The sequence below is a fragment of the Variovorax sp. RTB1 genome (genome assembly GCF_035018765.1).
Classification (GTDB): Bacteria; Pseudomonadota; Gammaproteobacteria; order Burkholderiales; family Burkholderiaceae_C; genus Variovorax.
Window position 1 is genome coordinate 102710 of the sequence record NZ_JASJXG010000006.1, and the last position, 24095, is coordinate 126804.

24 protein-coding genes and 1 pseudogene are annotated in these 24095 nt (G+C 62.2%); 10 read left to right on the top strand and 15 right to left on the bottom strand.

The window, feature by feature from the left end; all coding sequences use genetic code 11:
* The first annotated feature begins 2 nt into the window (after nucleotides 1-2).
* The 6 genes and pseudogenes from QN397_RS06600 to QN397_RS06625 form a co-directional block, all read left to right on the top strand.
* A complete protein-coding gene (locus QN397_RS06600; protein WP_323500461.1) occupies nucleotides 3-812 on the top strand; it encodes a Stp1/IreP family PP2C-type Ser/Thr phosphatase in 810 nt (269 codons plus the stop codon).
* A 42-nt stretch (nucleotides 813-854) separates the two neighbouring features.
* A complete protein-coding gene (locus QN397_RS06605) occupies nucleotides 855-1511 on the top strand; it encodes an FHA domain-containing protein (RefSeq protein ID WP_323500462.1) in 657 nt (218 codons plus the stop codon).
* A gap of 18 nt (nucleotides 1512-1529) precedes the next feature.
* The gene (locus QN397_RS06610) at nucleotides 1530-3797 is read left to right on the top strand and encodes an adenylate/guanylate cyclase domain-containing protein (RefSeq protein ID WP_323500463.1); all 2268 of its coding nucleotides are present in this window, start codon (nucleotides 1530-1532) and stop codon (nucleotides 3795-3797) included.
* A gap of 27 nt (nucleotides 3798-3824) precedes the next feature.
* Complete coding sequence (locus QN397_RS06615) at nucleotides 3825-4631, top strand: 3',5'-cyclic-nucleotide phosphodiesterase (protein WP_323500464.1); 807 nt, start codon at nucleotides 3825-3827, stop codon at nucleotides 4629-4631.
* 206 nt (nucleotides 4632-4837) lie between these two features.
* A complete protein-coding gene (locus tag QN397_RS06620; RefSeq protein ID WP_323500465.1) occupies nucleotides 4838-5335 on the top strand; it encodes a pilin in 498 nt (165 codons plus the stop codon).
* Between the two features lie 265 nt (nucleotides 5336-5600).
* A pseudogene (locus tag QN397_RS06625) lies at nucleotides 5601-5880 on the top strand (transposase); the annotation flags it as partial.
* 439 nt (nucleotides 5881-6319) lie between these two features.
* Here QN397_RS06625 and QN397_RS06630 read toward each other — a convergent pair.
* From QN397_RS06630 to moaC, 7 genes are all read right to left on the bottom strand, one after another.
* A complete protein-coding gene (locus QN397_RS06630; RefSeq protein ID WP_323500466.1) occupies nucleotides 6320-6844 on the bottom strand; it encodes a type IV pilin protein in 525 nt (174 codons plus the stop codon).
* The gene (locus tag QN397_RS06635; RefSeq protein ID WP_323500467.1) at nucleotides 6841-10194 is read right to left on the bottom strand and encodes a pilus assembly protein; all 3354 of its coding nucleotides are present in this window, start codon (nucleotides 10192-10194) and stop codon (nucleotides 6841-6843) included. The genes QN397_RS06630 and QN397_RS06635 overlap by 4 nt, the downstream gene beginning before the upstream one ends.
* A gap of 14 nt (nucleotides 10195-10208) precedes the next feature.
* Complete coding sequence (locus tag QN397_RS06640; RefSeq protein WP_323500468.1) at nucleotides 10209-10799, bottom strand: pilus assembly PilX family protein; 591 nt, start codon at nucleotides 10797-10799, stop codon at nucleotides 10209-10211.
* A complete protein-coding gene (locus QN397_RS06645; protein ID WP_323500469.1) occupies nucleotides 10796-11542 on the bottom strand; it encodes a prepilin-type N-terminal cleavage/methylation domain-containing protein in 747 nt (248 codons plus the stop codon). The genes QN397_RS06640 and QN397_RS06645 overlap by 4 nt, the downstream gene beginning before the upstream one ends.
* Before the next feature lie 35 nt (nucleotides 11543-11577).
* Entirely contained in the window at nucleotides 11578-12144 is a 567-nt protein-coding gene (gene pilV, locus QN397_RS06650; RefSeq protein ID WP_323500470.1) for a type IV pilus modification protein PilV, read from the bottom strand.
* On the bottom strand, nucleotides 12141-12788 hold the full coding sequence (locus tag QN397_RS06655) for a Tfp pilus assembly protein FimT/FimU (RefSeq protein ID WP_323500471.1): 648 nt from the start codon (nucleotides 12786-12788) through the stop codon (nucleotides 12141-12143). The genes pilV and QN397_RS06655 overlap by 4 nt, the downstream gene beginning before the upstream one ends.
* Before the next feature lie 139 nt (nucleotides 12789-12927).
* Complete coding sequence (gene moaC / locus QN397_RS06660) at nucleotides 12928-13407, bottom strand: cyclic pyranopterin monophosphate synthase MoaC (protein WP_187053625.1); 480 nt, start codon at nucleotides 13405-13407, stop codon at nucleotides 12928-12930.
* A gap of 55 nt (nucleotides 13408-13462) precedes the next feature.
* On the opposite strand from moaC, the gene QN397_RS06665 reads away from it, so the two are divergent.
* Nucleotides 13463-15079, top strand: a complete 1617-nt coding sequence (locus tag QN397_RS06665) for a M48 family metalloprotease (protein ID WP_323500472.1) — start codon at nucleotides 13463-13465, stop codon at nucleotides 15077-15079.
* Between the two features lie 19 nt (nucleotides 15080-15098).
* Here the strand turns inward: QN397_RS06665 and QN397_RS06670 are convergent, their stop codons facing one another.
* Genes QN397_RS06670 through QN397_RS06680 form a run of 3 tightly spaced genes read right to left on the bottom strand, consistent with a single transcriptional unit; the run spans nucleotide 15099 to nucleotide 16829 of the window.
* Nucleotides 15099-15452, bottom strand: coding sequence for a phage holin family protein (locus QN397_RS06670; RefSeq protein ID WP_323500473.1), 354 nt, complete (start codon nucleotides 15450-15452; stop codon nucleotides 15099-15101).
* A 44-nt stretch (nucleotides 15453-15496) separates the two neighbouring features.
* Complete coding sequence (locus QN397_RS06675; protein WP_323500474.1) at nucleotides 15497-16024, bottom strand: hypothetical protein; 528 nt, start codon at nucleotides 16022-16024, stop codon at nucleotides 15497-15499.
* Between the two features lie 46 nt (nucleotides 16025-16070).
* A complete protein-coding gene (locus QN397_RS06680; protein ID WP_323500475.1) occupies nucleotides 16071-16829 on the bottom strand; it encodes a TerC family protein in 759 nt (252 codons plus the stop codon).
* 472 nt (nucleotides 16830-17301) lie between these two features.
* On the opposite strand from QN397_RS06680, the gene QN397_RS06685 reads away from it, so the two are divergent.
* The gene (locus QN397_RS06685) at nucleotides 17302-17754 is read left to right on the top strand and encodes a DUF3717 domain-containing protein (RefSeq protein WP_323500476.1); all 453 of its coding nucleotides are present in this window, start codon (nucleotides 17302-17304) and stop codon (nucleotides 17752-17754) included.
* Nucleotides 17755-17756: 2 nt separating this feature from the next.
* Nucleotides 17757-18059: a putative signal transducing protein gene (locus QN397_RS06690; protein ID WP_323500477.1), complete on the top strand. Its 303-nt coding sequence runs from the start codon at nucleotides 17757-17759 to the stop codon at nucleotides 18057-18059.
* Nucleotides 18060-18086: 27 nt separating this feature from the next.
* Here QN397_RS06690 and QN397_RS06695 read toward each other — a convergent pair whose 3' ends face one another.
* The 4 genes from QN397_RS06695 to QN397_RS06710 are packed head-to-tail and all read right to left on the bottom strand — an operon-like array spanning nucleotide 18087 to nucleotide 22360.
* Nucleotides 18087-18647, bottom strand: a complete 561-nt coding sequence (locus tag QN397_RS06695) for a YaeQ family protein (RefSeq protein WP_187053618.1) — start codon at nucleotides 18645-18647, stop codon at nucleotides 18087-18089.
* The gene (purB, locus tag QN397_RS06700) at nucleotides 18647-20026 is read right to left on the bottom strand and encodes an adenylosuccinate lyase (RefSeq protein WP_323500478.1); all 1380 of its coding nucleotides are present in this window, start codon (nucleotides 20024-20026) and stop codon (nucleotides 18647-18649) included. Before purB ends, QN397_RS06695 begins: the two co-directional genes overlap by 1 nt.
* 50 nt (nucleotides 20027-20076) lie before the next feature.
* Nucleotides 20077-21165 carry a M48 family metallopeptidase gene (locus QN397_RS06705; RefSeq protein WP_323500479.1) on the bottom strand — a complete coding sequence of 363 codons (1089 nt, stop codon included), beginning with the start codon at nucleotides 21163-21165 and terminating at the stop codon, nucleotides 20077-20079.
* A 7-nt stretch (nucleotides 21166-21172) separates the two neighbouring features.
* Nucleotides 21173-22360, bottom strand: coding sequence for a YjgN family protein (locus QN397_RS06710; RefSeq protein ID WP_323500480.1), 1188 nt, complete (start codon nucleotides 22358-22360; stop codon nucleotides 21173-21175).
* A 97-nt stretch (nucleotides 22361-22457) separates the two neighbouring features.
* Between QN397_RS06710 and QN397_RS06715 the strand changes: the two genes are divergently transcribed.
* Nucleotides 22458-23069, top strand: a complete 612-nt coding sequence (locus QN397_RS06715; RefSeq protein WP_323500481.1) for a glutathione S-transferase N-terminal domain-containing protein — start codon at nucleotides 22458-22460, stop codon at nucleotides 23067-23069.
* Between the two features lie 288 nt (nucleotides 23070-23357).
* On the opposite strand, the gene QN397_RS06720 is transcribed toward QN397_RS06715, so the two are convergent.
* Nucleotides 23358-23999, bottom strand: a complete 642-nt coding sequence (locus QN397_RS06720) for a glutathione peroxidase (RefSeq protein ID WP_323500482.1) — start codon at nucleotides 23997-23999, stop codon at nucleotides 23358-23360.
* Between the last annotated feature and the right edge of the window lie 96 nt (nucleotides 24000-24095).

The following is a 24095-nucleotide window of genomic DNA, read 5'->3' on the forward strand; positions in this document are numbered from 1 at the left end:
TTATGGTGACCATTGCTGCCACTTCTTCCGCCGCCGCCAGCACGCTGACCTGGGACTACGCTTCGCTGACCGATTCCGGCCGTGTGCGCGCCAACAACGAAGACGCGATCGCATTCGACGCGGCCCTGGGCCTCACGATCCTGGCGGACGGCATGGGCGGCTACAACGGCGGCGAAGTCGCCAGCGGCATGTCGATCGCGCTGCTGCAAGCCAGCTTCGGGCGCTGGTTGGCGCATTCCGGCCCCTCAGCACATCCGCGCGCTATGCGCCGGGCGATGCAAGCGGGCGTCGACGAGGCAAACCAGGCCATTCTGGAGGCGGGTGTTGCTAATGTGCAACTGCAGGGAATGGGCACGACATTGGTCGTTTCGGTGTTCGGACCCAACCGCGCCATCGTTGGCCACATCGGCGATTCACGCTGTTATCGGCTCCGCGAAGAGCAACTTCATCTGCTCACACGCGACCACTCTTTGCTGCAGGAACAACTCGACGCCGGAGCCATCACGCCAGAGCAGGCAGCGCAGTCGCCGCACCGCAATCTGGTGACCCGCGCGCTTGGCATCGAGCGGCACGTGGAACTTGAAATGCATGAGCACGACGCCCTGCCCGGCGACCTGTTCCTGCTGTGTTCCGATGGTCTCAGCGAGATGGTTTCCGACGCGCAGATTTTCACGCTTCTGTCACGAGATATCGGACTGTCGGAGAAAGCAACACTTTTGGTTGCAACTGCAAACGACAATGGCGGACGGGATAACATTTCAGTTGTTCTGGCCCGTGCAAACGGCGCTGCGGCGCCAGAAGCTGCGGATTGACGGTTCCCCAAGAGTTCAGCGTCCTTCATTCAGGAGTCGGCCATGCCGAAAGTGATCGTTTCGATCGATGGTGTCGTAATCAAGGAAGTGACGCTCGCCAAAGACCGCACTACCCTGGGTCGGCGACCGTACAACGACATCGTCATCGACAATCTGGCGATCAGCGGTGAGCACGCCGTGCTCCACATGATCGGCGCCGATGTCTATCTTGAAGACCTCAACAGCACCAACGGAACCTACGTCAACGCGCGTGCCATCAAAAAGCAGGCGCTGGAGCACAACGACGTCGTCGAAGTCGGCAAGTACAAGATCCGCTACCTGTCGGCTGCCGGCGCCGCTGAAGCCGTTGCGCCGACCAAGCCAGCGTCCATTTCTCACCCGTCTGCCCCGATTCCGCTCAGCTCCGCGCCGACGGTTTCAGCGCCACTCGGTGGCGGTGCGGTCAACTCTGCAGTCATCCGCGTGCTGTCTGGCACCGGTGCCGGCCGCGAACTTTCGCTGGCAAAGGTCGTCACCACCATCGGCAAACCTGGCGTTGCTGTCGCCGCTGTCACGCGCCGCATTCAGGGCTACGTGGTGGCTCCGATCGATGGCGGCACCACGCTCAATGGCGAGCCCCTCGGCACCGAAGCCGTCGCATTGCAAGACGGCGACGTGCTCGAGCTCGGCGGCACCAAGATGCAGTTCGTCAACGCCTGACTTTCATCAGGCCTTGCGGTGACCGCCAAAAGCGCGGTCGCAACGGTAGGGCAACACTGGCCGCGCGTCGCCATCACGCTGTTGCCTGTTTTGCTGGCGCTGATTCACGCCACCGGCGTCTACAAGTTTTCCTTTGTCGAGCGGCTGGATCTGTCGATCTATGACGTTCGGCTCCGCGCGACGCTGCCGCGCACGCTCGACCCGCGCGTCGTCATCGTCGACATCGACGACCCCAGCCTGCAGGCATACGGCCAGTGGCCCTGGAGCCGCGACACGCTCGCCGCGCTGACGACAGAACTGATCGATCGTCAGCAAGCTTCTGTTCTCGGGTTCGACGTCATGTTCGCCGAGCCCGACGGCAGCTCCGGACTGGCTGCACTGCGGCAGATCGCAGCCGGTCCCCTGCGCGACGTTCCGGGGTTGAAAGAGCAAGTCGATCAACTCGCGCCCGAGCTGGACCACGACGCGATTTTTGCCAACGTGCTCAAAGGCAGGCCGGTCGCGCTCGGTTATTACTTCACGCAGACCACCCAGCCACGCGGCATGGGCTGGTTGCCCAGTCCGGTCTTTGCGCTCGATGCCTTCCCCCCCGGCGCGCAGCGCGCGACATCCTGGAACGGCTTTGGCGGCAGCATCGCGCTGCTCGCAGACGCGACGGCACACGCCGGCTTTCTCAACGTGTTGATCGAAACCGATGCAGACGGCATCGTGCGCGCCGCCCCGGTTCTTGCGCAGTACCAAGGCACCGCCGCCAAAGCGGGCTACTACGAATCGCTAGGGCTTGCCGTGTATCGCCGGGCCAACGGCATGCCCGCGCTCTTGGTCAAGGATGGCGCGCTGGTCCTTGCGAATGGTTCGAAAGGGCCAATTGGCAAGTCGTTCTTGCGCCTTCCGGTCGATGCCAGGGGCAGCTTGCAGGTGCCTTACCGCGGACCGGGCGGCGCGCACGGCGGATCCTTCAGATACGTACCGGCAGCCGACGTGCTCAGCGGCAAACTCGCCACGGGCGAACTCAAGGGAAAGATCGTGCTGATCGGCGCCACCGCGCCCGGCCTGCAAGACCTCCGCTCGACACCGGTAGGCGCCGCCTTCCCTGGCGTGGAAGTGCATGCCAACATCATTTCAGGATTGCTCGATCGCCGATTGCCAGAAAAGCCGGACTACGCTGCCGGCTACGACGTGCTGTTGATCGCAATCACCGGTCTCATCCTCGCGCTGGGGTTGTCGATCGTCTCGGCCGCGCGGGCGGTGTTCATCGCAGCCGCCACGGTGGCGGTCGTGGTCGGGCTCAACACCTGGCTTTACGTCGATGCTGGGCTCGTGCTGCCCCTCGCGGCAACGCTGGTCATGTGCGCGGTCGCTTTCGTGCTCAACCTGAGCTGGGGCTACTTCGTCGAAGCACGGGAGCGGCGCAACCTGGCGCAACTCTTCGGCACCTACGTGCCGCCGCAGCTCGTGCAGGAGATGCTGGCCTCGCCCGGCAGCTACAGCATGCGAGCCGTCAGCAAGGAACTCACGGTGCTGTTCTGCGACATGCGCGGCTTCACTGAAATGTCGGAGCGCATGGCCCCGACCGAGCTGCAGCAGTTCCTGAACGGCGTTTTCAGCCGGCTCACAGAAATCATCAGCGCACACCGCGGTACCGTCGACAAGTACATGGGCGATTGCGTCATGGCCTTTTGGGGAGCGCCCGTCGACACGCCCGACCATGCCGACCTGGCCGTGGCGGCCGCGCTCGAAATGGCGGCTGCCGTGCACGCCATCAACGATGCGCATCGCGGGAGCGGCCAGCCGGCCATCAGCGTGGGCATCGGCATCAACACCGGCGTGATGAGCGTCGGCGACATGGGCTCGGCCGTGCGCCGCAGCTACACGGTGGTCGGCGATGCCGTCAACCTGGCGTCGCGGCTCGAGAGCCTGAGCGGCATCTACGGTGCCGAAGTGGTGGTGAGCGATGCGACGCGCCAGGCCGCCCCCGCCTACGTCTGGCAAGAGCTCGACCGCGTGCGCGTCAAGGGCAAGGCCCAGAGCGTGGCCATCTTCGAGCCCCTGGGCCGGGCCACTGCGGCAGCCAAAACGAGCCGCGCCGGGCTCGACGTCTGGCAGCAAGTATTGACGGCCTACCGCGCGCAAGACTGGGCCGCGGGCCGCTCGCTTTTGACGCCGCTGCTAGCGCCCGGGGTCAAAAAAGTCCTTTACCAGCTGTACGCCGAGCGTTTAGCCTCGATGGCGTTGCGCCCCAAAGATCCCGACTGGGACGGCGCAACCCGGTTCGAATCCAAATGACGGCAAAAATCTAGAGGGCCTCAAAAAATGCAAGTGCGCGTGTTGGGCTGCTCGGGCGCTATTGCCAAAGGCTGCCGCACGACCTCGTTTTTGATCGACGACGACCTGCTCGTCGATGCCGGCACCGGCGTGGGCGATCTCACCCTCGAAGAAATGGCGGCCATCGACGACGTCGTGCTGACCCATTCGCACCTCGACCACGTCGCTGCACTCCCGTTGATGATCGATGCCGTTGCCAGCCGCAGAAGCCAGCCCCTGCGCGTGCATGCGCTGCGCGCCACCATCGAGGCCCTGCGCGCCCACATGTTCAACAACGTGATCTGGCCCGACTTTGCGAACATACCGAGCACCGAGTCGCCCTTCGTCACCTTCCACGATCTCAATGTCGGTCAGACCTTGGCGCTGGGCACGCGGCGACTTAAACACATCGAAGTCTTGCCGGCCGTGCACACCGTACCGGCCTGCGGCTACGCCATTCGCTGCGTCGAAGGCAGCAAGCACTGGGTATTCAGCGGCGACACCGAGCGCAACGCGCCGTTTTGGAAGCGCGTGAACGAACTCGACGTCGCCATGCTGGTCATTGAAACCGCCTTCAGCAACCGCGAGCAGGCACTGGCCCAACGCAGCCTGCACTTGTCGCCCGCCACGCTGGCCGACGAACTTGCGCAGATCGCCAGAGGCAAGACCTACCCGATCTATATCACCCACACCAAGCCCGCCGAAACCGAAGAAATCATGAGCCAAATCGGCGCCTTTGCCGAGGGCTGGGAAATGCATGGGTTGGAGCAGCGGGATATTCGGTGGCTGGAGGCTGCGGCGCTTCTGACGCTTTGAGGCCGACAGATCTGGTCACGGTGACAAAATTTGTCATGCGACCGTAAGGCAAAAGCAACAAGTTCTGTCACACGTTGTAACCCGGGCGTGAACAAGTACTCAGATTTTGGCTGTGGGACGAGGCCGACAGGGTGGCACAGATGCTGCGGATAGATAAGCGCACCGGGGAGGTTCCCGGGCCTATCAACCAACATGGAGTTTCTCAAATGAACCGTCGTTCTATCGCACGCAATGTGCAAAAGGGTTTCACGCTTATCGAATTGATGATCGTCGTGGCGATCATTGGTATCTTGGCTGCTGTGGCTTTGCCGGCTTATCAGGATTACACGGTGCGTGCGAAAGTGACGGAAGTGATGCTTGCCCTGGGCAATTGCAAGACTTCCGTGACGGAGTACTACACTTCGAACAATGCGATGCCGGCGACCCTCGCTGCGGCTGGTTGCTCCAGCAACGCGACAAAGTTTGTCTCCTCCGTGGCGGTAACGGCAACCACCGGAGCTGTCGTCGGAACAATTCAAGGCACGGGTTCTGCGGCCGATACGACCACGCTCACGCTTCAACCTACAACGGATGCTGGCCGGACCGGCGCGTTCGCCGCTTCGCCTACTACCCCCATCCTCGGCTGGTCGTGCGGTGGAAGCTCGTCTGCCGCCTATAAGTTTCTCCCGGCAAATTGCCGCCAAGCCGCACTGGGCGGTCTGTAATCTCCGACAGTCTCAAACGGAAGCCGCCTTCGGGCGGCTTTTTCATGGGCGTGGCAACTTACCGCCCGCCCGCCGGCGGGCGCTAATCCGCCTTCTCCGGCACCTTCCCCGCCAGCGCAGCAGTTCGGCAATCTCGGTCGTCCGCCCTGAACGATCACAAACTCTCTGATTTTGTTAAGTGATCCCGGTGTTTGCCCGAGGCACGAATCGCAAGATGATGCGTCGGGCAATGCAGTTCCCCTGCAAATTTCGGCCATGTATTTCGATGGGGCCCAGGTCTTCTTCGCCCCGCACCGAGGCCCTGTTCATCAACCGCCTGGATGAACTGCTCGATCTGAAGCATGCGCTGGTTCGCCTGGCCGGTCTGATCGATTGGAGCGAGCTCGAACGCAACTTCGCCGTGTCCTTCCCCTCGGGACGAAGTCGGCCCGCGTTGCCCCCGGCTGGTTGCTGGCTTGCGCTATCTGCAGCACACCTTCGATGCCTTGGACGAAGCCGTCGTCAATACTTGGATCGAGAACCCGTACTGGCAGTACTTCTGTGGCTAGGTGTACCTGCAGACCAAACAGCAAGCTGCGGGAGCGAAGCTGTTAGCCGCGCTATGCCGATTCGATCCAACGGTCCACGCTTTAAATTGAATTGTTCAGGGCGGACTATCGAAACATCTCATCGAAAAGAGACGTATGTCGGACGCACCACTTTCAATTCGTCCCAAGGAAAATCCCGAAATCATCGACAAAATCAACAGGTTATGGATTGTCGGACGCGCATTAGATAGAAAGAACGCCGCTATTTGAAAATCAATGCGATACTGAAGTTACTTTTTCGCTCGCTACCGTAAATGGGGTATAGAGTAAGAAATTTGCAATGCGCAATTGAGGCCGTTCGTGCGGCATATCTATGCACTGCCGGCACACAGAGCATGGCAACCCCAACCGCAGCAGTTAGCTGGCCTCTTAAAGGTCTCGCCTTAAATTTGGCGCTTCACCAGCAACCCGTCGTCGACAACGCGCTGCCGCCGCTGTCCAGATTAGATTGAGCGCCGGATTGATCCACCTGAAATGAATAGCACTTGGTATCCGCGGTTTGCGGTGATACCGGAATAGCAATAGCGACGAAGCCGGAAGGAGCGCTTGAAATGGTGGCTGTAAGTGTGTAATAGCTCTGTCCACTCACGCTAACAGAGACGGGAAACGTAGATGCGGTCGCACCGTATCCCAACGCGGCTGGACTCGAGCTGTAAGTGTTATTCACACTAAAAAAACGCTCTTGTCGACTTGCCAGATCGAGCACGGCATTTCGGCCATCAGTGCGTCGCGCTTTTAAAACGTATTGGTTATAGGCAGGGTATGCAATGGCCGCAAGTATGCCAACGATGGCAATAACGATCATCAGTTCGATCAGCGTAAAGCCGCAATCGCTGTTAGAGGCGCGGTTGCGGCGGTGAATGAAGTTGCGCACCAGATGCATCTGTATTCCTTTTGGCTTCTTTGCGAAAGTCATAATCATCGCAGCTTGATCCACGTCACCCGTCCGCCTTTGCTATTGGCGCCGGGATTGACTTGAGTGACCGATCCGACGCCACTGACAGTTTGATTGACGAGATATTTCTTGGTCGCAGTTGTCACGAACGATGGCGAACCCACTGCGCTTAATCCCACACCACTCAATACCAATCCGTTGGTGGTGACGTAATTGTTGCTGGCGTCTGCAAAGTAAGACGATGTCGCTGCCGCGCCAGTGTCTGCAGTAATCGCCATGGTGTAGCCGGAAGCGGGCTGTGAACCGCAGGTCAGCGCCTGCGTGGCGCCGGGGATGGCGGTGTTGACCACGAACATCCCATCCGAAAGCACGGGGTTGTATACGACTTGCTCGTTAGTCCCCGGAAGCGCGAGTTTCCAGCCGAACTGGGTATTGCCGCCCGCACAGGTGGTGGCGCCTTTCCAGCAGATTGGATATTGCGTCACGGTACGGACGCCCGAGATGCCACCGGAGGTGTAGGCGAGGGTCGCAGTAGTCTGTGTTTGCAATACGCCGGCGTTGACAGTTTGCGGCGCAGTCAGGCTGCTGTATTGAACACCGCTGAGCGAATTCCAGCTGGCCATGTCCCAGTCCCAGATGCCGAATATGTATTGGGTGCCGCTGACGGGAGTCGCAGCCGCAGTCTGTGTTTGCGGAAAGATCTGGCCGGTCCCAAAACCTACGATGACCCGTGCCGTGCCTGAAGACGTGGCTGCGGTATTGACCGTCGCGCGCGTGGTGATGGGAAGTCCACCAGTGTTGAAGATCGGCGTCGATCGCGCTGACCAGCTGCCCCCGGTTGCGCCGGTCACATCGAAGCGCCACATATTGCCGAGCACGTCGCCGGCGTACAGATAGTCCGTGATGTGGTCGCCATCGAGGTCGGCGGAGGCGACGTAGGCGATGCCGTTCCGCGCAGTAGCGGTGCCCACACCGGTGTCGAGGTAGCGAAAGCTCTTCGCACCGGTGGTCTGGTCGACCGTCATTACAAACACGCCCGCCTTGCCGCTCTTGCTGTTGAGGCCGTTGCCAAAAATAACAGCCCAATTGCCGTCGTGCAGACGGCGGATGATGGGGGTTCCGAAAGTACTTCCGAGGTTGTCGCGGCAAAAGGTGCCGGCGGTGTCGGTCGGGCAGGTCAGGCTCGCAGAGGTGGAAGTCCAGTCGCCGATGACCAGGCTGGCGGCATTCGCCTCGCTGAAATTTGTCGGGTTGGTGACGTCGAGGACGTAAAGGCCGCCGGTTGCCACCGTGGTGTTGTCGCCGATGACGCCGCCGGCATTGCCGCCGTCGCCCAGGCCACCTGCGAGCCAGGTGTGCCAGCCCCCCTGATAGTAGAGATCGCCCGTGCCGGGCGTGGCATCCACGAAGGCGTTGTGGCTGTACTGGGGCGAGGAGTAGTCGAGCGAGGCGGCTGTGGGTGGCGTGGCGTGGATGGTGTTGAGGACCTGCGCCGGCATGTATGCCAGTAGTTCATTGCCATCGTTGGCAGCGGCAGTGTTGAAGTTGCCGCTCGAGTCGTAGGCACCGGCCCGGAACCCGTGCAGCAGGCCGTCGTTGGCGCCTGCGTACACCACGTTGGTCCGCGTCGCATTGCTCGTCGCGTAGGCGCCGTAGCTCGATCCCTCTGGCATGCTCGTGGTCGGGCGGAGCGCGTCTTTCCAGATGCCTTTGTAGGGCAGGTTGGGTGCCCCGACCCATGTCGGGCTGCTGCTGACGATGTCGCCGAGCACGCTGTTTCGCGCGCGGAAAGGTCCGTTGGCCGCGCCGCCAATTTCTTGCGTTCGATCACCTCGAAGGTAGTCCAGGCGCGTCGAGCTGGTGGCTGTTGTTCCAGCCGTCGGGTCCAGTGCACTTTTCTGCGCGGCGGAGAGGCCGAGCCACAGCAGCGGAATGCCTGCGCTGCCGTTCCAGGTCAGAACGTTGCGTGACGAGGATCCCTGCACCGGGGTGCTGGCAGCACCCGTGGCGCTGCAGGCGCCGCCTGTGAGGACGCAACTCGCGTCCCAATTGGCGACCGGATTGATCGAGACTGTCGACGTCGTTGCGTCTTCGACAAGATTTTGCGCAGTCAGTTGGCCCCACCAGTTCACCGGGTGGTAATAGGCAAGGTAGACCTGCGTGCCGACTTGCACCTTGGCCGATTGCTGGATATTGATGCCGGCCGAGCTTGCAGCAGCGTTGATCTGTGCTGCCTTGAAGCACATGATTTCATGCACGTTGTTGGAGCCGCCGGTGCCTGCGGAGAAGCCGAATCTGAAAGACGCAGGTAGCGGGCCGTTCGAAGCAGTGATGGACTGGTTTGTCAGTACGTTTTGCGCAATGCCACCGTTGACGCTGTAAGAGAGACTGAGCAGTCCGTCCTGCGTCAGTTTCAAGCCGTAAGTGATCGGCGTTGCATTGCCGCGCACAGGCATGTTCATTCCCTGCTGATTGGACAGGCTGAACCCCGCGGGCAAATTGGAGCCAAGCAAAAACGGATAGTTGTATGCGAGCTGGATCGTCGTGTCGTTCTTGTTGTTGACGTTGCCGATCTTGTTGCCGCTGTAGTTCCAGATCGTTCCCGTCCTGCAGGTGTTTTGCACCGCCGACTGCTGGTCGCTCGCGTTGAGCGTCGTGGGGTAATAAGCGCTGGTTGCTGGCGAGGTCGACAGCGATGCGAACGCTGTGGAGCCGGCGCCGCGCAGACTGATTCGGCCCGCCTGGAAGCCGGGTCCGCTGCTCGTGTTGTCGTTCCTATTTGAAAAGTTGCCGTATTCGTCGATGCCAACGCCGATGTAGGCCCCGACGACGCCGTTGTACGAGCCGTTCACGTTGGAGCAGCTGTAGCCCAGGCTGCCACCCAGGCCGCCCACCGAGGGCGCCTGGCTGCCGTCGGACAGAAAGAAACTGATGCCGTCCGCTCCGGTGCCGCCGTCGCCGCCATACGTGGCCGTGGTAAAGGTGACCTGCAGTCCTTGCGTGGTGGGAAAGGTGAAGTTGGACACGATGGCGCCGGTCTGGTTGTCGCCATTGGAGCCGCCGTTTTGCGTGTCGCCATTCGTCAGGCGAAGGGCGCCGCTGCCTGCTGCATCCGGCAACCTGCCGCTCACACCGCCAACCTGTGTCTTGCCGCTGTAGTAGGCCAACCCGACACACGCGGGGATGATGGGCGAGGTCGCCGGCGGTATCACCGAGTTGTTTCCGGCAGTGAGGCACGCCCCATTCAAGCTCTTCCAGTTATAGGAAGAGGATGTTCCTGTGAGCGTGTCGCTGATCACTAGCTGTGCTTGGGCACTGAATGACAGCGCGCCGAGCGCGGCCAGTGCCAGTGCGAGGCGGAAGTATTTTGAGGTCATGTGGTCTCCTTGAACTACGGCTGGCCGATGTCAGTCACGCTGAACTTCATTGCATAGGTACTTTGAACGACGCTGGCAGTCGCAGTGCTGCCGCCGTAGCCGGCACCGGTCACCTGATAAAGCATGGTCTTGCCGTCCGGAGCGAGGCCGAGGTACGACACATAGACGCTCGGCAGGGTGGCGTAGTTGATGTCGTTGGCAATCCCGGTGCTTCCGGTATTGAGGCCGCCGCCGCTCTGCACCGTCATGCTCGGCGGCTGGTAGTTGCCTCTTACGGCCCAGGGAAGTGTGCTGGACGTGGCGATGCTCATCGGCACGTTGCAGATTTTCATGGCGGTCTGATCGTTGGCGCTGAACACGCCGCTGCAGGCCGATCCACCACCGCCACTGCCGCGGCCGATCCACCATTCGCCGTATTGGAGTGCGCTTTCCGCCGCCTGTAGCGAGCGCTGCTTTTCGAGCGTGTTGCCGGCAATTTTTTCTTGCAGACCAAAACTGCGATACATGCTCACAGCCAACAACGAAATGATCACCAGAATCAACAGTGAAGTGATGAGTGCGATGCCTCGTTGGGGACGAGACCCATGGGGGTGTTGGCGTGTCACGGATTGTTCTTGAAATTGATGCTCTGGACGATGCCGGGGCCGGTCAGGAGCACGGGCGCGCTCGGCGTGGAGCTGAGCGTGTTCAGAAATCTGAGCGTGATCTGTGCGGTATGTACCCGGGCCCACAGACCGGCAGCGGCAACACCCGAGCCGGGCATGTAGGTGTCGGTGCTGTTATTCGCGTCTCCGTCGGTGTCGACGCCATAGACGATGCTCATCTGTCCGACGTTGCTGGCCAGAGCGACCGGCGTTCCCGTGCCGACCGTGCAGGTGAGTTCGTTACTCGCATTGATGGAAAAGCTGTTGATCCACACCTGCTTCACCCCAGATGTCGCGGGGTTGGTCTGACCCTGGCAGTTCATCAAGCCGTCGCCACTGGCGGTCTGGTATTGCACAGCAATGGTGTCGCTGCCCGTACCTGTGCCTAAAGCGTTGCCAGCACCGACCACGCCTTGGCCTGCTGCCAGCGCTGAGACGGTGCCGCTGGGCCAGGTCACGCTGGCCGCTGGCAGTGAAGTGATGGCGGTGCTGTTAACGGGATCGGAGAAATAGCCGGCCGATTGAATCGTCGTGGTCAGCATGGTCAGTGCGAGGCGCTCGCTGTCCTGAAGCTGTGCCAATTCGTCTTGCGCCACGAAGGTGGCCTTCATGTTGACGTAGATCGCGACGATGGCCGCCAGCATGAAAAGCGCAATCGTCAGCGAGATCATCAGCTCGATCAACGTGAAGCCGGCCTGTTGCATGCGACGGCCTCCAGACGGTGTTGAAGCAACGGAGTTCATGGTTCGACGTAGAGCGTGTAGGTTCTGGTGCCGGCGGTGGAGGCACTGTTGGACGCGGTGTTCTGGTTGGAAGACACGTACTTCTCAGTCCAGGAAACCGTCACCGTGCAGCTGATGGGCGTGCTTGCCGACACCGTGCACGTCCCTGCCGACGTGTAGGTGGGGAAAAGGCTGGCCATGCTGGCAGCCCACAACTGCAGGTCGTAGGCTGCGAGTTGTGCGGGCGTGCAAAGCGGAGCCGAAGGCAACGTCGCCGCCCGGCAAACAGGAGGCGTCGCGCTCAGCACACCGGTGGCGTCGGTGACAGTGAGTCCCGACGTACTGAATGCGGCCGGGGCGACTCCGCCCGCCCAGTAGGTCTTGTTTCCATGCATCGCCGCAGCGAGGCTCGCGCTCTGCAGCGCAATCATCGAACGACTGCTGGCAACTTGCGTGCTTGAGATTGCAAGTGCCTGCATCTTGGCGAAGCCCAGCAGGCCGACTGTCACCACGAGGACGGCAATCATCACTTCGATAAGTGTGAAGCCTTGCTGTCGACGATAAAGCGTTTGGCTTCGATTCATTGACATGTGCCTCCGTTGGCCGATTGGACTTGCTGCCGCCCCACCAAATTGACTGCGATGCAGCGAGTCGCGGCCGCGTTCAGCGGAGTGGTGTGCACTGTCAAGGTCACCGTGCCGGTGAAAGACATTGCGAATCCGTCGCGGCTGTACGAAATGGCCGAGGTGTTGCCGCTTGCAGTGAACGTGTCTGTTCCGGCCAAAGCGGGTTGCTTCCTGAGTACGGTCTCGGTCGAGTCGTGAACCTGGTTGCCGTTCGCGTCTGCAAACACGAGCCATCCGGTCTTCCAGTTGCCGCCGGATGCACAGGTCGAGCCGTCCGACGACGCGCAGATCGTCACGGTCTGCCCTTCCTTGATCGCCTCCGAACGGGCGAACTGCAAATCGCCGACGAAGCCATTGACTTCCCCGGAAACGCGATTTCTTTGAGTCAGGTCGACGAAAGAGGGCACTGCGACCACCGCCAAGATGGCGATCACGGCAAGAACCACGAGCAACTCGATGGCGGTCATTCCCTTTTCAGCCCGCTGTATTGGCGCGCTCGAACGCAGACACGTCCGGGCGCGTCCAAGCGCCACCATGAGGGGTTTTACAAGGGCAAACCCTCGAAGAGACGGGCTTTGCAAATTAGAGACAGTTAAGTGCATAACGGTTACAGAATGTCAGTAAACGTTAAAACAAGCAAAACCGTTCGCCCGGCCAAAACTGCCACTCGTCTTGTTGTGCCCGGAGCCGCACTGCCGTCTCTGCTGCTCACTCCCCGTGCTATCCGCTCTCTATCTGGCGCTACCCCGCCACGAAACTCCCCGACTTCCCCCCGTGCTTCTCCAGCACATGCACATCGGTAATCGTCATTCCGCGGTCGACCGCCTTCACCATGTCGTAAATGGTCAGCAGTGCGACCTGAACAGCGGTCAGCGCTTCCATCTCGACACCCGTCGGCCCGACTGTCTCGACGGTCGCCTTGCACGCCACCTGCGGCACCCCGCCTTTGACGATGGCAAAGGCGATCGACACATGCGTCAGCGCCAGTGGGTGGCAAAGCGGAATGAGGTCGCTGGTTTTCTTGGCGGCCTGGATGCCGGCGATGCGCGCCACGCCGAGCACGTCGCCCTTCTTGGCGGTGCCGGATTCGATGAGCGCCAGCGTGGCGGCCTGCATCACGATGCGGCCGCTTGCAACGGCTATGCGATGGGTGGCTGGCTTGGCCGCGACATCGACCATGTGGGCATGGCCCTGGGCGTCAAAATGGGTGAGTGAACTCATGGGGTGAACGATCGGCAGAACGCCGCATCATACGAGCCCGGCCCAGGAAAGACCGATGCCAAGCCTGACTTCAAATTCCAGATCGAAGCCTGTACTTCGTGCGCTGTGCGCTGCCGTTTTGATCGCGGCGCAAGCCTTGATGCCGCCTGTTGCGCGCGCGCAGTTGTTGCCCGGCATGGGAGATGGCGGCGAGATGACGGCCAGTGCCGAGCGCCGACTCGGCGACCAGATCGCGCGCGAGATCTACCGCGACACCGACTACATCGACGACCCGGTCATCGTCGAATACGTGCAGGACATCTGGCAGCGTTTGCTGGCCGCAGCGCGGGTGCGTGGCGAGCTCACGCCCGAGCTCGATGAGCGCTTTGCCTGGCAGATCTTTCTGGGCCGCGACAGCACCATCAATGCCTTTGCGTTGCCCGGTGGATATCTCGGGCTCAACCTCGGTCTGGTCGCCATCATCGGCAGCCGGGACGAGCTTGCGACCGTGCTCGGCCACGAGCTGTCGCACGTCACGCAGCGCCACATCGCACGCATCATGTCGCGCGATGCCAAGCAGATGCCGCTCATGATCGCGGCCATGGTGATCGGCATGCTCGCCGCCATGAAGGCCCGCAATGGTGACGCCGGCAACGCGATGCTGATGGGCAGCCAGGCGTATGCGATGCAAAGCCAGCTCGCCTTTTCTCGCGACATGGAGCGCGAGGCCGATCGCGTCGGCTTCGGTGTGATGACGCAAGCCGGCTACGACCCGCGCGGCGCCGAGGCGATGTTCGAAAAACTGCAGTTCGCCGCGCGACTGAACGACAACGCCTCGTACCCATATCTGCGCAGTCACCCGATGGACACCGAGCGCATCGCCGACATGCAGGGGCGCTTTCAGTTTCGAGACATGGATGCGGCGACCGCTTCGACCGGCGTAACGTCGAAGCGCGCCGCGTCGGTTCCGATGACGCCGGGCTTGCCACTGGTCATGGACCACGCAATGATCTCGGCCCGCGCTCGCGTGTTGACGCGGCCAGGCGTCGACGTGTTGCGCCAATGGGTCGAAGCCGGTTCCGGCAGCGACTTCACCAAGAGCACGCCGGCGCAACAAGCCGGCCTGCTCTATGCCGCGGCGTTTTCGACCAATGAGTTGAAGGACTTCAAGGCGTCGCGCGCATTGAGCGATCGTCTGGTTACGCGCACGGCCGGCGATGCATCGGCATCACGTCTCGCCCGCTTGCTCGCTATTGAAATCGAACTCGATGCCGGCAACCCCGCCAAGGCCGCCTCTCTGCTCAACGCCAAGGCCAAAGACCGACCTGAGATGCTGCTCGCCGTGCAGGCCGCCGTCGCCACGCGCAACCCGGCGCCGATGGTGCCGGTGCTGCGCGACTACACCGCGCTGCAACCGCGTGATGCCACGGCTTGGCGTGCGCTGTCGAGCCTCTACAACGCACAGGGCGATCCGGTTCGGGCGATCCGCGCCGATGCCGAAGCCAACGTCGCCATCCTCGATTACGCCGGCGCGCGCGACCGCTACAAGGCGGCGCAGGAGTTGTCGCGCAACCTGTCGGCGCGTGGCGCACCCAACGCGGTGGACCACTACGAGGCGTCGATCATCGACACGCGCGCACGCGCGGTCGATGCGCTGGTCAAGCAGCAGGCAGAAGAGCCTCCACTGAAGTAGGCGGTCCGCTGGGCCCGGGTCAGCGCTTGGAGAAGAGTCCGCCGAGCGCTGCTTCGATCACCAGCCCGAGCAACGAATAGATCAGCGAGCCGAGCAGCGCGGCGCCAAACCCGTTGACGTGAAAGCCGCCGAGCAACCCGGACGCGGCCCAGAACATCAACGCGTTGATGACGAACAGAAAGAGGCCGAGCGTGACGATCGTCACCGGCAGCGTGAGCACCACCAGCACCGGCCGCACGACCATGTTGAGCAGGCCGATGACAGCAGCCGCGATGAGCGCCGAGCCGAAGCTCGTCACCTGCACGCCGTTGAAGAGATAAGCCACTGCCAGCAGCGCGATCGCGCTGAGCAGCCATTTCAGGATGAGTCGCATGCGGTCAGGATACCGCAGCGACCGGGGTTGTCACTCGCTTGAAATCAGTCGCTCAATTCGCCCGCGATGACCAGCAGCGCGCCCATGCCAACTACCGCGCCTGGCAGCGCCCAGCCCGGTGCAGCAGGCGGCTTCTGGCCGGGCGCAACGGGCTCCAGATCGACCCCGATCTTGGGCCGGCGTGCGTCCACTACCGTGGCCATGCCGTGGATCTGCCGAAGATGCTGCGTCATCTCGGTCAGCGAGCCACCGGCCAGCATCGACGTGACCTGGTCGCCGGCCGCTTCGAGCAACGGCACCAGTTGCGCCTGCACCTTGGCGAACCATTTGCCGCGCCAGTTTTCACGCGCACTGTGGCTCACCCATTTGCTGATGCGGTGCGTCATGCGCGGTGCGCAGGCGACCACGATCCAGTGTCTGGGTTCGAAAGCGGCGCGAGCATCGACGCCCAAGGTGCCCGGCACTGTCGATGCGCTCTCATCGTCCAGCGCCACCGGCACGCCGGGTGCCAGTTTGGCAAGGTGCTCGCGGGCATAAACCGCGTCGTCCACGTACAGGATGATCGTTTCCATGGTGTTGCTCCTTCGTTGAAAAGCTGCCGAATGCGACTTCAAACGTTCAAGGTCGCTCCGGGTGCGGCGTCTTGTCTTGTTGTTGTTGTTGTTTTTCGGGCGCTTCGCCTTTGGCGGAACGTTCCGCTGAAGGCTTGCGCGTCGCGAGCCAGGCCGCTGCCAGCACCAGAGCGATGCAGGCGGCTTCGACTGCGTATCGCAACGCCGTGGCGGGCGCCTCACGCGTGCCGAAGATGTCGGCGAGGAACGGTTCCGCCACGATCATCTTGGCGGCGGTGTACGCGAGCACTGCCGCGCCGATGTACGTGATCGACGGATAGCGCTCGACCAGTTTCAGCACCAGGGTGCTGCCGAACACCACGATCGGAATGCTGATCACCAGGCCGATGACGACCAGGCCGAACTCGCCATGCGCCGCGCCGGCCACGCCGAGCACGTTGTCGATGCCCATCAGCGCATCGGCCACCACGATGGTCTTCATCGCGCCCCAGAAGGTGGACGCGCCGGCCCCGTGTTCCTGTTCCCCGCTCGAGTCGGAAATGAGCTTGTAGGCGATCCACAGCAGGCCGACACCGCCGACCAGCATCAACCCCGGCACCTTCAGCAGCCACACCACGCCGATGGTCATGGCCGAGCGCAGCACGATGGCGCCGACGGTCCCCCAGACGATGGCCTTCTTCTGCAACTTGGGTGGGAGCCGGCGTGCCGCGAGCGCAATGACGATCGCGTTGTCGCCGGCGAGCACCAGGTCGATGACGATGATCGCCAGCAGGGCCGACCACCAAGGGGCTGAAAGAAACTCCATGTGCAAAGCACTCCGATCTGTTTTTCGTTCTACTGGTCCGGTGCCGCATGGGCCGGAACGTTTGAATGAAAGACCGGTTGTGCCGGGAGCTTGCAAACGACGCTTCGACCAACCTGACAACAGGTTCAATCGAAGGTCTTGCTCGACATCGCTCACTGCTCTGATGCACTGCGCGTTGCCCGACAGGCCGGAAGCATGAGGCTCCGTATTGACGACCTGTCGATATCCGCTGCAGTAGATGCAACGGGCGGGAGCTACTCCCCTTCGTGGGCAGATTAGAACATCGGCCTTCGACGGCTGACAACCCCAAAAATCATTGCGCTTAAAAGAATCGATGGCAGAAGCCGCGCTGCCACTGGCATCAGTGCTATCAATTTAAGAGCGAACAAACCCATGACAACACTTGGGACATTGCCCGTCTATGATGAGTTTCACTCTTCAGCTCGCTGTTTTCTTCCCGCTTGTTTTTCGTATGGCCGCCATTCACATCACCGACATCGAGGCCGCCATCAACTTCTGGCGCGACAAAAAGCCTTCCCCCGACGGCATCACACTGGCGCCTGAAATTCGCGACCTGGCAGAGGTCTACGCGCTCATGGTCTATCACCATGAAGACTATGTCGACGAGGTCGGCTTCCCGAAAGATGCATGGGCAGCATGGCTTACTTGGTATGAGACGACGCCCGACACGCCCTGCATCGCGATCTGCTCCACGAGTCAGGGCGACGATGAGTGCAAGGGCTGTGGCCGCACCTTCGGCGAGGTGCAGCACTGGCCCGCGATGACGCCGGCTGCCAAGCGCGAGACCTGGCGCCGCATCACGATGGAAGACACGGCCTGGCGCTTCAACAAGTACGCCGAGCGGGCGCGTGAAGCGGAGCAGGTCTGGCCCGATGACGGCACCGACACCAAGCCACCGGGCTGACCATGCGCCGACTCGCGCAAGCACCCAACCTCGCAATCGCGACGCTCTGGGCGCACGCGCTTCGCGAAGACGGCATTGGCGCGACGGTGCAGCGCGAGTACCTCGGTGCGGCTGCCGGCCAGTTGCCGCCCGACCAGTGCCTGCCTGAAATATGGATCGACGACGCGACGCAGCTCGAAACTGCCGAGCGCTTGCTGCACGAGTTGAAGAACCGGCCACAACGCCGATGGATGTGCGAGTGCGGTGAGCTGGTCGAAGGCGGCTTCGAGCAATGCTGGCACTGCGGCCGGATGATGCCGGCCTGAACTCTTGCTGCGGCGCTGCGGCTGGCTCTATTTGAGCCGAATCAGCTCGATGTCGATGCTCTTCACGCCATCGCCCAGCATCAACGTGCCTTCCTGAATCGTCGCCTGCAATTGCATGCTGCGCTGCGCCAGTGCAGCGACAGCCTGCGACGTCTCGCTCGGCACGCGCCACACCTGCAAATTCTGCGGCCGCGTCAGCTTGGTTTCGATGCCCTTCCACCAGATGCCGGCCGCATGGCTGAAGCAATACAACAGCACCTCGTCTGCCTTGCCGCAAGCCTTGATGAGCGGCTTTTCTTCAGGCTGACCGACCTCGATCCACACGCGCGTGCGCCCAGTGAAATCGCGCAGCGACACATCCGGATCGTCCGGGTTCGACAGCCCCGCGCCAAAGGCCAGCACGCCATCGCCATCGCACACGCTCTGAAGCTTGTAGGCGTTGAGCGCCAGCGCGATGAGCCGAATCATCATCCGCTCGTCGTTCTCGCTCGGATGCCGCGCCAGCGTGAGTTGATGGTCCGCGTAGTAGCTGTGGTCGATGTCGGCGACCGCGAGGTTCGCTTTGAAGATGGTGGATTTGAGTGCCATCAGGCGCGCTTCGCCAGCTCTGCTGCCTTGCCGATGTAGCTCGCAGGCGTCATCGCCAGCAGCCGCGCTTTTTCCGTCTCGGGAATCTCCAGCGAGCGGATCAATCCGTGCAGTGCTTCAGACGTCACCGTCTTGCCGCGCGTCACTTCTTTCAACTGTTCGTACGCGCCCTGCACGCCGAAGCGGCGCATCACGGTCTGGATCGGTTCGGCCAGCACTTCCCATGATGCGTCGAGGTCGTCGGCGAGCGCTTCTTCGTTCAGCTCCAGTTTGCCCAGGCCGGTCGACAGGCTCGAGTACGCAAGCACCGCATAACCGAAAGCCACGCCGACGTTGCGCAGCACGGTGCTGTCGGTGAGGTCGCGTTGCCAGCGGCTGATCGGCAGCTTCTCGCTCATGTGGCGCAACAGGGCGTTGGCGAGGCCGAGATTGCCTTCCGCGTTTTCGAAGTCGATCGGGTTGACCTTGTGCGGCATGGTGGATGAGCCGATCTCGCCCTTCTTCAGCCGCTGTTTGAAATAGCCGAGGCTCACGTAGCCCCAGATGTCACGCGAGAAATCGATGAGGATGGTGTCGGCACGCGCCACGGCGTCGAACAACTCGGCCATGTAGTCGTGCGGTTCGATCTGGATGCTGTAGGGCTGAAACGTCAGGCCCAGTCCGAGGGGTGCCGGCGTCTCTACGACCTTGCGGCTGAACGCCTCCCAATCGAAATCGGGCCACGCCGCCATGTGCGCGTTGTAGTTTCCGACAGCGCCGTTCATCTTGCCGAGCAGGTCGACCTTGGCGATCTGCTCGCGGGCCTTGGCCAGGCGCACCGCGACGTTGGCGATCTCCTTGCCGACGGTGGTCGGGCTCGCCGTCTGGCCGTGCGTGCGCGCCAGCATCGAAACGTCGGCGAACTGGTGGGCCATATCGCGCAGCTTGGTGATGAGCCCGTCGATGGCGGGCAGCACGACGACGTCGCGCGCGGCCTGAATCTGCAGCGCATGGCTGGTGTTGTTGATGTCTTCGCTGGTGCAGGCGAAGTGCACGAACTCCGCGGCGGAGAGCAGCTCCGGCCGCGCCTCGAACTTGGACTTGATCCAGTACTCGACGGCTTTCACGTCGTGGTTGGTGACCTTTTCGATCTCCTTGATCGCGAGCGCATCGGCTTCGCTGAAATGCGAGACGAGGCCGAGCAAATACTTGCGCGCGCCGCCGGTGAGCGGCTTGAACTCGACGAAGCCGCAGTCCGAGAGCGCGATGAACCAGGCCACCTCGACTTGCACGCGACGGTGCATGTAGCCCTGCTCGCTCATCAACGGGCGGAGCGCCGAGAGTCGCGACGCGTAGCGGCCATCGAGGGGGGAAAGAGCGGAAACGGTAGAGAAGGCCATGGGCCAATTTTAGGCGGCGGAGACCGGGGCCTAAATGGCCACAGCGGCTCTTACTCCTGCGCGGCGTTTTTGAAGAACTCGATGCGCTCTGCGGTCGCGGGATGCGACGAGAACGCCAGCCCGATCGCATCGTCACCTGCCGTGCCGTCCTTTTCGCCCTTCTTACCGTTTCGATCTGTGCGCCAACGCTCGAGCGCCTCGAAGAAAGTCGCCATGGCGCGCGGCGAGATGCCGCTGGCGCGCATCAGCCGCACGGATTCGGCATCGGCTTCGCGCTCCAGGTCGCGCGAATAGCCGAGCGTGGCCAGCAACACGGGCGCGCTGCCGATCAGCGTGCCGTAGTCGCCGAAAGCGATCGACACAGCGAAGCCCACTGCCGACGCCTGCACCAGTTGCCGCATCGCGTGGCGCCGCAGCACATGGCCGAACTCGTGTCCCAGCACGCCGAGCACGGCATCGTCGTTGCCCGGCATGAGCTCGACCAGCGCGTCGGTCAGCACGATGGTGCCGCCGGGCAGCGCCAGTGCGTTGGGCCCGAAGCGCGGATCGCGGGCGCTGCGGAACTCGAGCCGCACCTCGGGCGCGCCATCGGGATGGGCCCGATGGATCATCCGCGCGAAGCCGTCGCGGATGCGCTGCTGGGCGTCTGGCGGCAAGGTCGTCGGCTTGAGTAAGCTGTCGTCGAGCGACGCCAGCACCTGCTGCCCGACCAGCGCGTCGACACTGCGCGGCACGGCCGCCGTCACGCCCGTGGCGACCCAGGGCAAGCCCCATTGGTACATCGCGGCGACAGCGCCGAGGAGCAGCACCAGCGCGACTGCGACGCTGCGCCAGGTTTGCTGCGCGCGCACCACCCAGCTGTCGCTTCGATGGTGACGACCGACCCAGTCGTCCCAGGCACCCACGTCGAGCGCTTGCAGGCTCGCGCCGTCGGGCAGCTGCGCGAGGCGTCCCCCATGGCGGGTGCGCTCGGGCCAGCAGACCGCGCTGAGGGGCGCGGACAGCGGCGCGAACGCGCCCTCTTCGGTGGGCGTGATGAGAAGCATGCGTTCGCGCGTTTGCAGCAGCGCGGCGTGCGGCCGGCTGTGGACGCCGTCGAAGAAGCGCGCCGACAGCGCGTCGTGTGGAGCCTCGATCACGGAAGGCTCACAACCCGATGTCCATGCCGAACAGATCCGCAGCCATGTCACCCGCCGCCGTCGGGTTTTCACGCGCCGCGGTCTGCGTGATGTCGTCGAGCGCAATGCGGGTTTCAAGCACCACGGCTTCCAGTTGCGCGCGTCGCGTGCCGATCACCGCGAACGGCCAGTACAGGCCCAGCGTCAAAAAGATCAGCAGATAGTTCTTGAACTGCAATGGCAGATACCGCTTGAGCTTCAATTGGCTGTCGAAGCGCATGAGGTCGTTGCCGGTGGTCGACCACAGCAGGTTCTGCAGCCGCACTTGCAGGTACGACTTGGGCAGCACGTTGAGCAAGAAGACGCCGCCGATGCCGAGCACGAACGACAGGATGATGAAGGTCGCGCCCAGGCCGCCGCCGCTCTTGCGGCTCGCATAGCCGGTGAACGCGAAGATGGCCACGACGCCGAGCAGTGCAATCACCGCCACGAACCCCACGCCCATCAACTTGATGAAGATGCCGTAGAGCACGCCCACGTCGGCGCTGAGGCGCGTTTGCAGGCCGCCGATCGCGTAGTGGTTGTGCTGGTAGCGCTTCAGGCGCCAGAGAAAGTAGGGCAGGCCGAGAAAGAAGATCGTCATACCGATGCCGACCAGGGATGTCGCCAACACGGGCAAGGTGCCCGGCTTGATGCTGTCGGTCGGGCCAGCCAATGCACCCGCCAGCGCCACGGGCAACAGTGCGAGCGCAAGTGGCGGCAGCATCGCCGCATACGCGCCGCGCGTGCTGCCGGCAAAGTGAAAGCGCAGCCCGCGCCAACTGGTGTTGGCGAGCCGGAAGCGCATCGATGCGCGGAACAGCGCCGGCCACAGCAAGACGAACGCCAGCGCCGCGAACAACGCCGCCCAGCCAGAGAAATTGCTGCCGACCGAGTAGACGATCAGGAAGGCGGCGGCAATGAGCGTGCCGCGCAGCATCTTGACCGGCTGGCCATGAAAGTCGAGCGCGTCGCCCCCGACCCAGGTGTTGCTGTAGAAATATTTGAGCTTGCGCACTTTGGCCCATGGCAGGTAGAGCCCGAGCGTCACGACGATCAGCAGCAGGTTGACGATCCAGATGCGGAAATACTCGCTGCCGCTCGCCGTGAATTCGATCGGATGGCGGTGCGGTGGCTCGCTTTCCGGCCGCGCGTCGATCTGCATGTCTATGCCCATGATCCTTCTCCCTGCGTTGTTAGTGCCCGACATTTTGCCCTGCACCGTCCCCTAGAATGAGGTCGAAACTACACGTCACCCGAGGGAGAGAGTCCACATGAAATTGATCGGATCTGCTGCCAGCCCCTATGTGCGCAAGGTGCGCGTGGTGCTGGCTGAAAAGCGACTCGAATACCAATTCGTGATCGAAGACGTCTGGGCGGCCGACAGCACCATCTCGACGTCCAACCCGCTCGGCAAAGTGCCTTGCCTGATCATGGATGGCAGCGAGGCCATGTTCGATTCGCGCGTGATCGTCGAGTATCTCGACACGCTGTCGCCGGTCGGCAAGCTCATTCCGGCGCAAAGCCGCGAACGGGCCGAAGTCAAAACCTGGGAAGCGCTGGCCGACGGCGTCATGGACGCCGGCATCGCGTGGCGGCTCGAAGCCACCTGGGCGAACCGTGCCGACACCGAGCGCAGTCAGGCGTGGATGGACCGCCAGAGCGTCAAGATCGAGAACGGCATTGCCGCCATGGCCAAGGGCTTGGGCGACAAGCCTTTTTGCAGCGGCATTCACCTGAGCCTGTCGGACATCGCGGTCGGTTGCGCGCTGGGCTGGCTCAGCTATCGCTTTCCGGAGATCGATTGGCGCGCCAATCATGGGAATCTCGCGAAGCTCCACGACAAGTTGATGTTGCGTCCGAGTTTTGCGGACACCCAGCCCTGAAGGCACATCGCACTGCACCAATGAAAACGGCACCCGAGGGTGCCGTTTTTCTTTCGTACAAAAATGTTGCGAGGTGCCCCGACGCGAAGAAGGGAGGGAGGGAGGAGGAGAAGAATCGCCTCGGGATTTCGACCGAACGACAAGCATTCGGAAGACCTCGCAACATGAAAACTGACGGGCTTTCTTTGGCGCCCGAGCCAGTTATGAGAGCCTTGCGCGCCAGCCAGTTCCCGGTGTCTTCGTAAACATTTGTGAAGTCGAAATGCGGCGCGCCAAGCTCAGGTCGGCCTAGTCTGCGCCGAGCTGCTTTTCGAGTTCGCGAACGAAGCTGCGGTCTTCCGGCGCGGTCATGCTCGAGTACGCGTCGACCACTTTGCCGTCCCGGCCGATCAGGTATTTATAGAAGTTCCATTTCGGCGTGGTGCCCGAGATTTTGGCAAGTTGTTTGAAAAGCGGGTTGGCCTCACTGCCGCGAACCGAGCTTTTCGAGAACATCGGAAATTTCACGCCGAAGGTACTTTCGCAAAAGTCGGCGATCTCTTTGTTCGAGCCCGATTCCTGCGAGAAGTCATTCGATGGGAAGCCCAACACCACCAACCCGCGCGACCGGTACTTGGCATCGAGCGCTTCGAGGCCCTTGTACTGCGGCGTGAATCCGCAGAAGCTCGCCGTGTTGACGATCAGCACGACCTTGCCGCTGTACTGGCACAGCGACTGGGGTTTTTCGTCTTGCAGCCGGGGGAACGTGTAGTTCAGTATGGCGGGGCATGTGCCGGCGCCGGATGGTGCGGCGCCAGCCCCAGGGGCCGTAGACGGAGCACTCTGAGCGCGTGCCATCTGCGCAAACAGGGCGAGAGACACTACACAGGTGAGGGCGAACGCGAGCGTTGGCGCAGAACGAAAAGCAGATTTCAAGACGGTAATTCGCATGGGGAATCTCCTGCAAATAGAAGGGGCGCATCTGTTCGCGAAAGATGCGCGTATACACATCATCGCGCGGTTGTCACAGGCGTGCTGAACGTGCCT

Excerpts from the sequence above, each read along its gene's own strand:
- QN397_RS06635 (WP_323500467.1), bottom strand. The coding sequence starts at position 10,194 with ATGACCTCAAAATACTTCCGCCTCGCACTGGCACTGGCCGCGCTCGGC.
- QN397_RS06675 (WP_323500474.1), bottom strand. The coding sequence starts at position 16,024 with ATGGAAACGATCATCCTGTACGTGGACGACGCGGTTTATGCCCGCGAG.
- QN397_RS06690 (WP_323500477.1), top strand. The coding sequence starts at position 17,757 with ATGCGCCGACTCGCGCAAGCACCCAACCTCGCAATCGCGACGCTCTGG.
- QN397_RS06600 (WP_323500461.1), top strand. The coding sequence starts at position 3 with ATGGTGACCATTGCTGCCACTTCTTCCGCCGCCGCCAGCACGCTGACC.
- QN397_RS06715 (WP_323500481.1), top strand. The coding sequence starts at position 22,458 with ATGAAATTGATCGGATCTGCTGCCAGCCCCTATGTGCGCAAGGTGCGC.
- QN397_RS06620 (WP_323500465.1), top strand. The coding sequence starts at position 4,838 with ATGAACCGTCGTTCTATCGCACGCAATGTGCAAAAGGGTTTCACGCTT.
- QN397_RS06710 (WP_323500480.1), bottom strand. The coding sequence starts at position 22,360 with ATGGGCATAGACATGCAGATCGACGCGCGGCCGGAAAGCGAGCCACCG.
- QN397_RS06615 (WP_323500464.1), top strand. The coding sequence starts at position 3,825 with ATGCAAGTGCGCGTGTTGGGCTGCTCGGGCGCTATTGCCAAAGGCTGC.
- purB (WP_323500478.1), bottom strand. The coding sequence starts at position 20,026 with ATGGCCTTCTCTACCGTTTCCGCTCTTTCCCCCCTCGATGGCCGCTAC.
- QN397_RS06720 (WP_323500482.1), bottom strand. The coding sequence starts at position 23,999 with ATGCGAATTACCGTCTTGAAATCTGCTTTTCGTTCTGCGCCAACGCTC.
- QN397_RS06655 (WP_323500471.1), bottom strand. The coding sequence starts at position 12,788 with ATGCACTTAACTGTCTCTAATTTGCAAAGCCCGTCTCTTCGAGGGTTT.
- QN397_RS06685 (WP_323500476.1), top strand. The coding sequence starts at position 17,302 with ATGGCCGCCATTCACATCACCGACATCGAGGCCGCCATCAACTTCTGG.
- pilV (WP_323500470.1), bottom strand. The coding sequence starts at position 12,144 with ATGAATCGAAGCCAAACGCTTTATCGTCGACAGCAAGGCTTCACACTT.
- QN397_RS06630 (WP_323500466.1), bottom strand. The coding sequence starts at position 6,844 with ATGATTATGACTTTCGCAAAGAAGCCAAAAGGAATACAGATGCATCTG.
- QN397_RS06680 (WP_323500475.1), bottom strand. The coding sequence starts at position 16,829 with ATGGAGTTTCTTTCAGCCCCTTGGTGGTCGGCCCTGCTGGCGATCATC.
- QN397_RS06645 (WP_323500469.1), bottom strand. The coding sequence starts at position 11,542 with ATGCAACAGGCCGGCTTCACGTTGATCGAGCTGATGATCTCGCTGACG.
- moaC (WP_187053625.1), bottom strand. The coding sequence starts at position 13,407 with ATGAGTTCACTCACCCATTTTGACGCCCAGGGCCATGCCCACATGGTC.
- QN397_RS06605 (WP_323500462.1), top strand. The coding sequence starts at position 855 with ATGCCGAAAGTGATCGTTTCGATCGATGGTGTCGTAATCAAGGAAGTG.
- QN397_RS06670 (WP_323500473.1), bottom strand. The coding sequence starts at position 15,452 with ATGCGACTCATCCTGAAATGGCTGCTCAGCGCGATCGCGCTGCTGGCA.
- QN397_RS06665 (WP_323500472.1), top strand. The coding sequence starts at position 13,463 with ATGCCAAGCCTGACTTCAAATTCCAGATCGAAGCCTGTACTTCGTGCG.
- QN397_RS06695 (WP_187053618.1), bottom strand. The coding sequence starts at position 18,647 with ATGGCACTCAAATCCACCATCTTCAAAGCGAACCTCGCGGTCGCCGAC.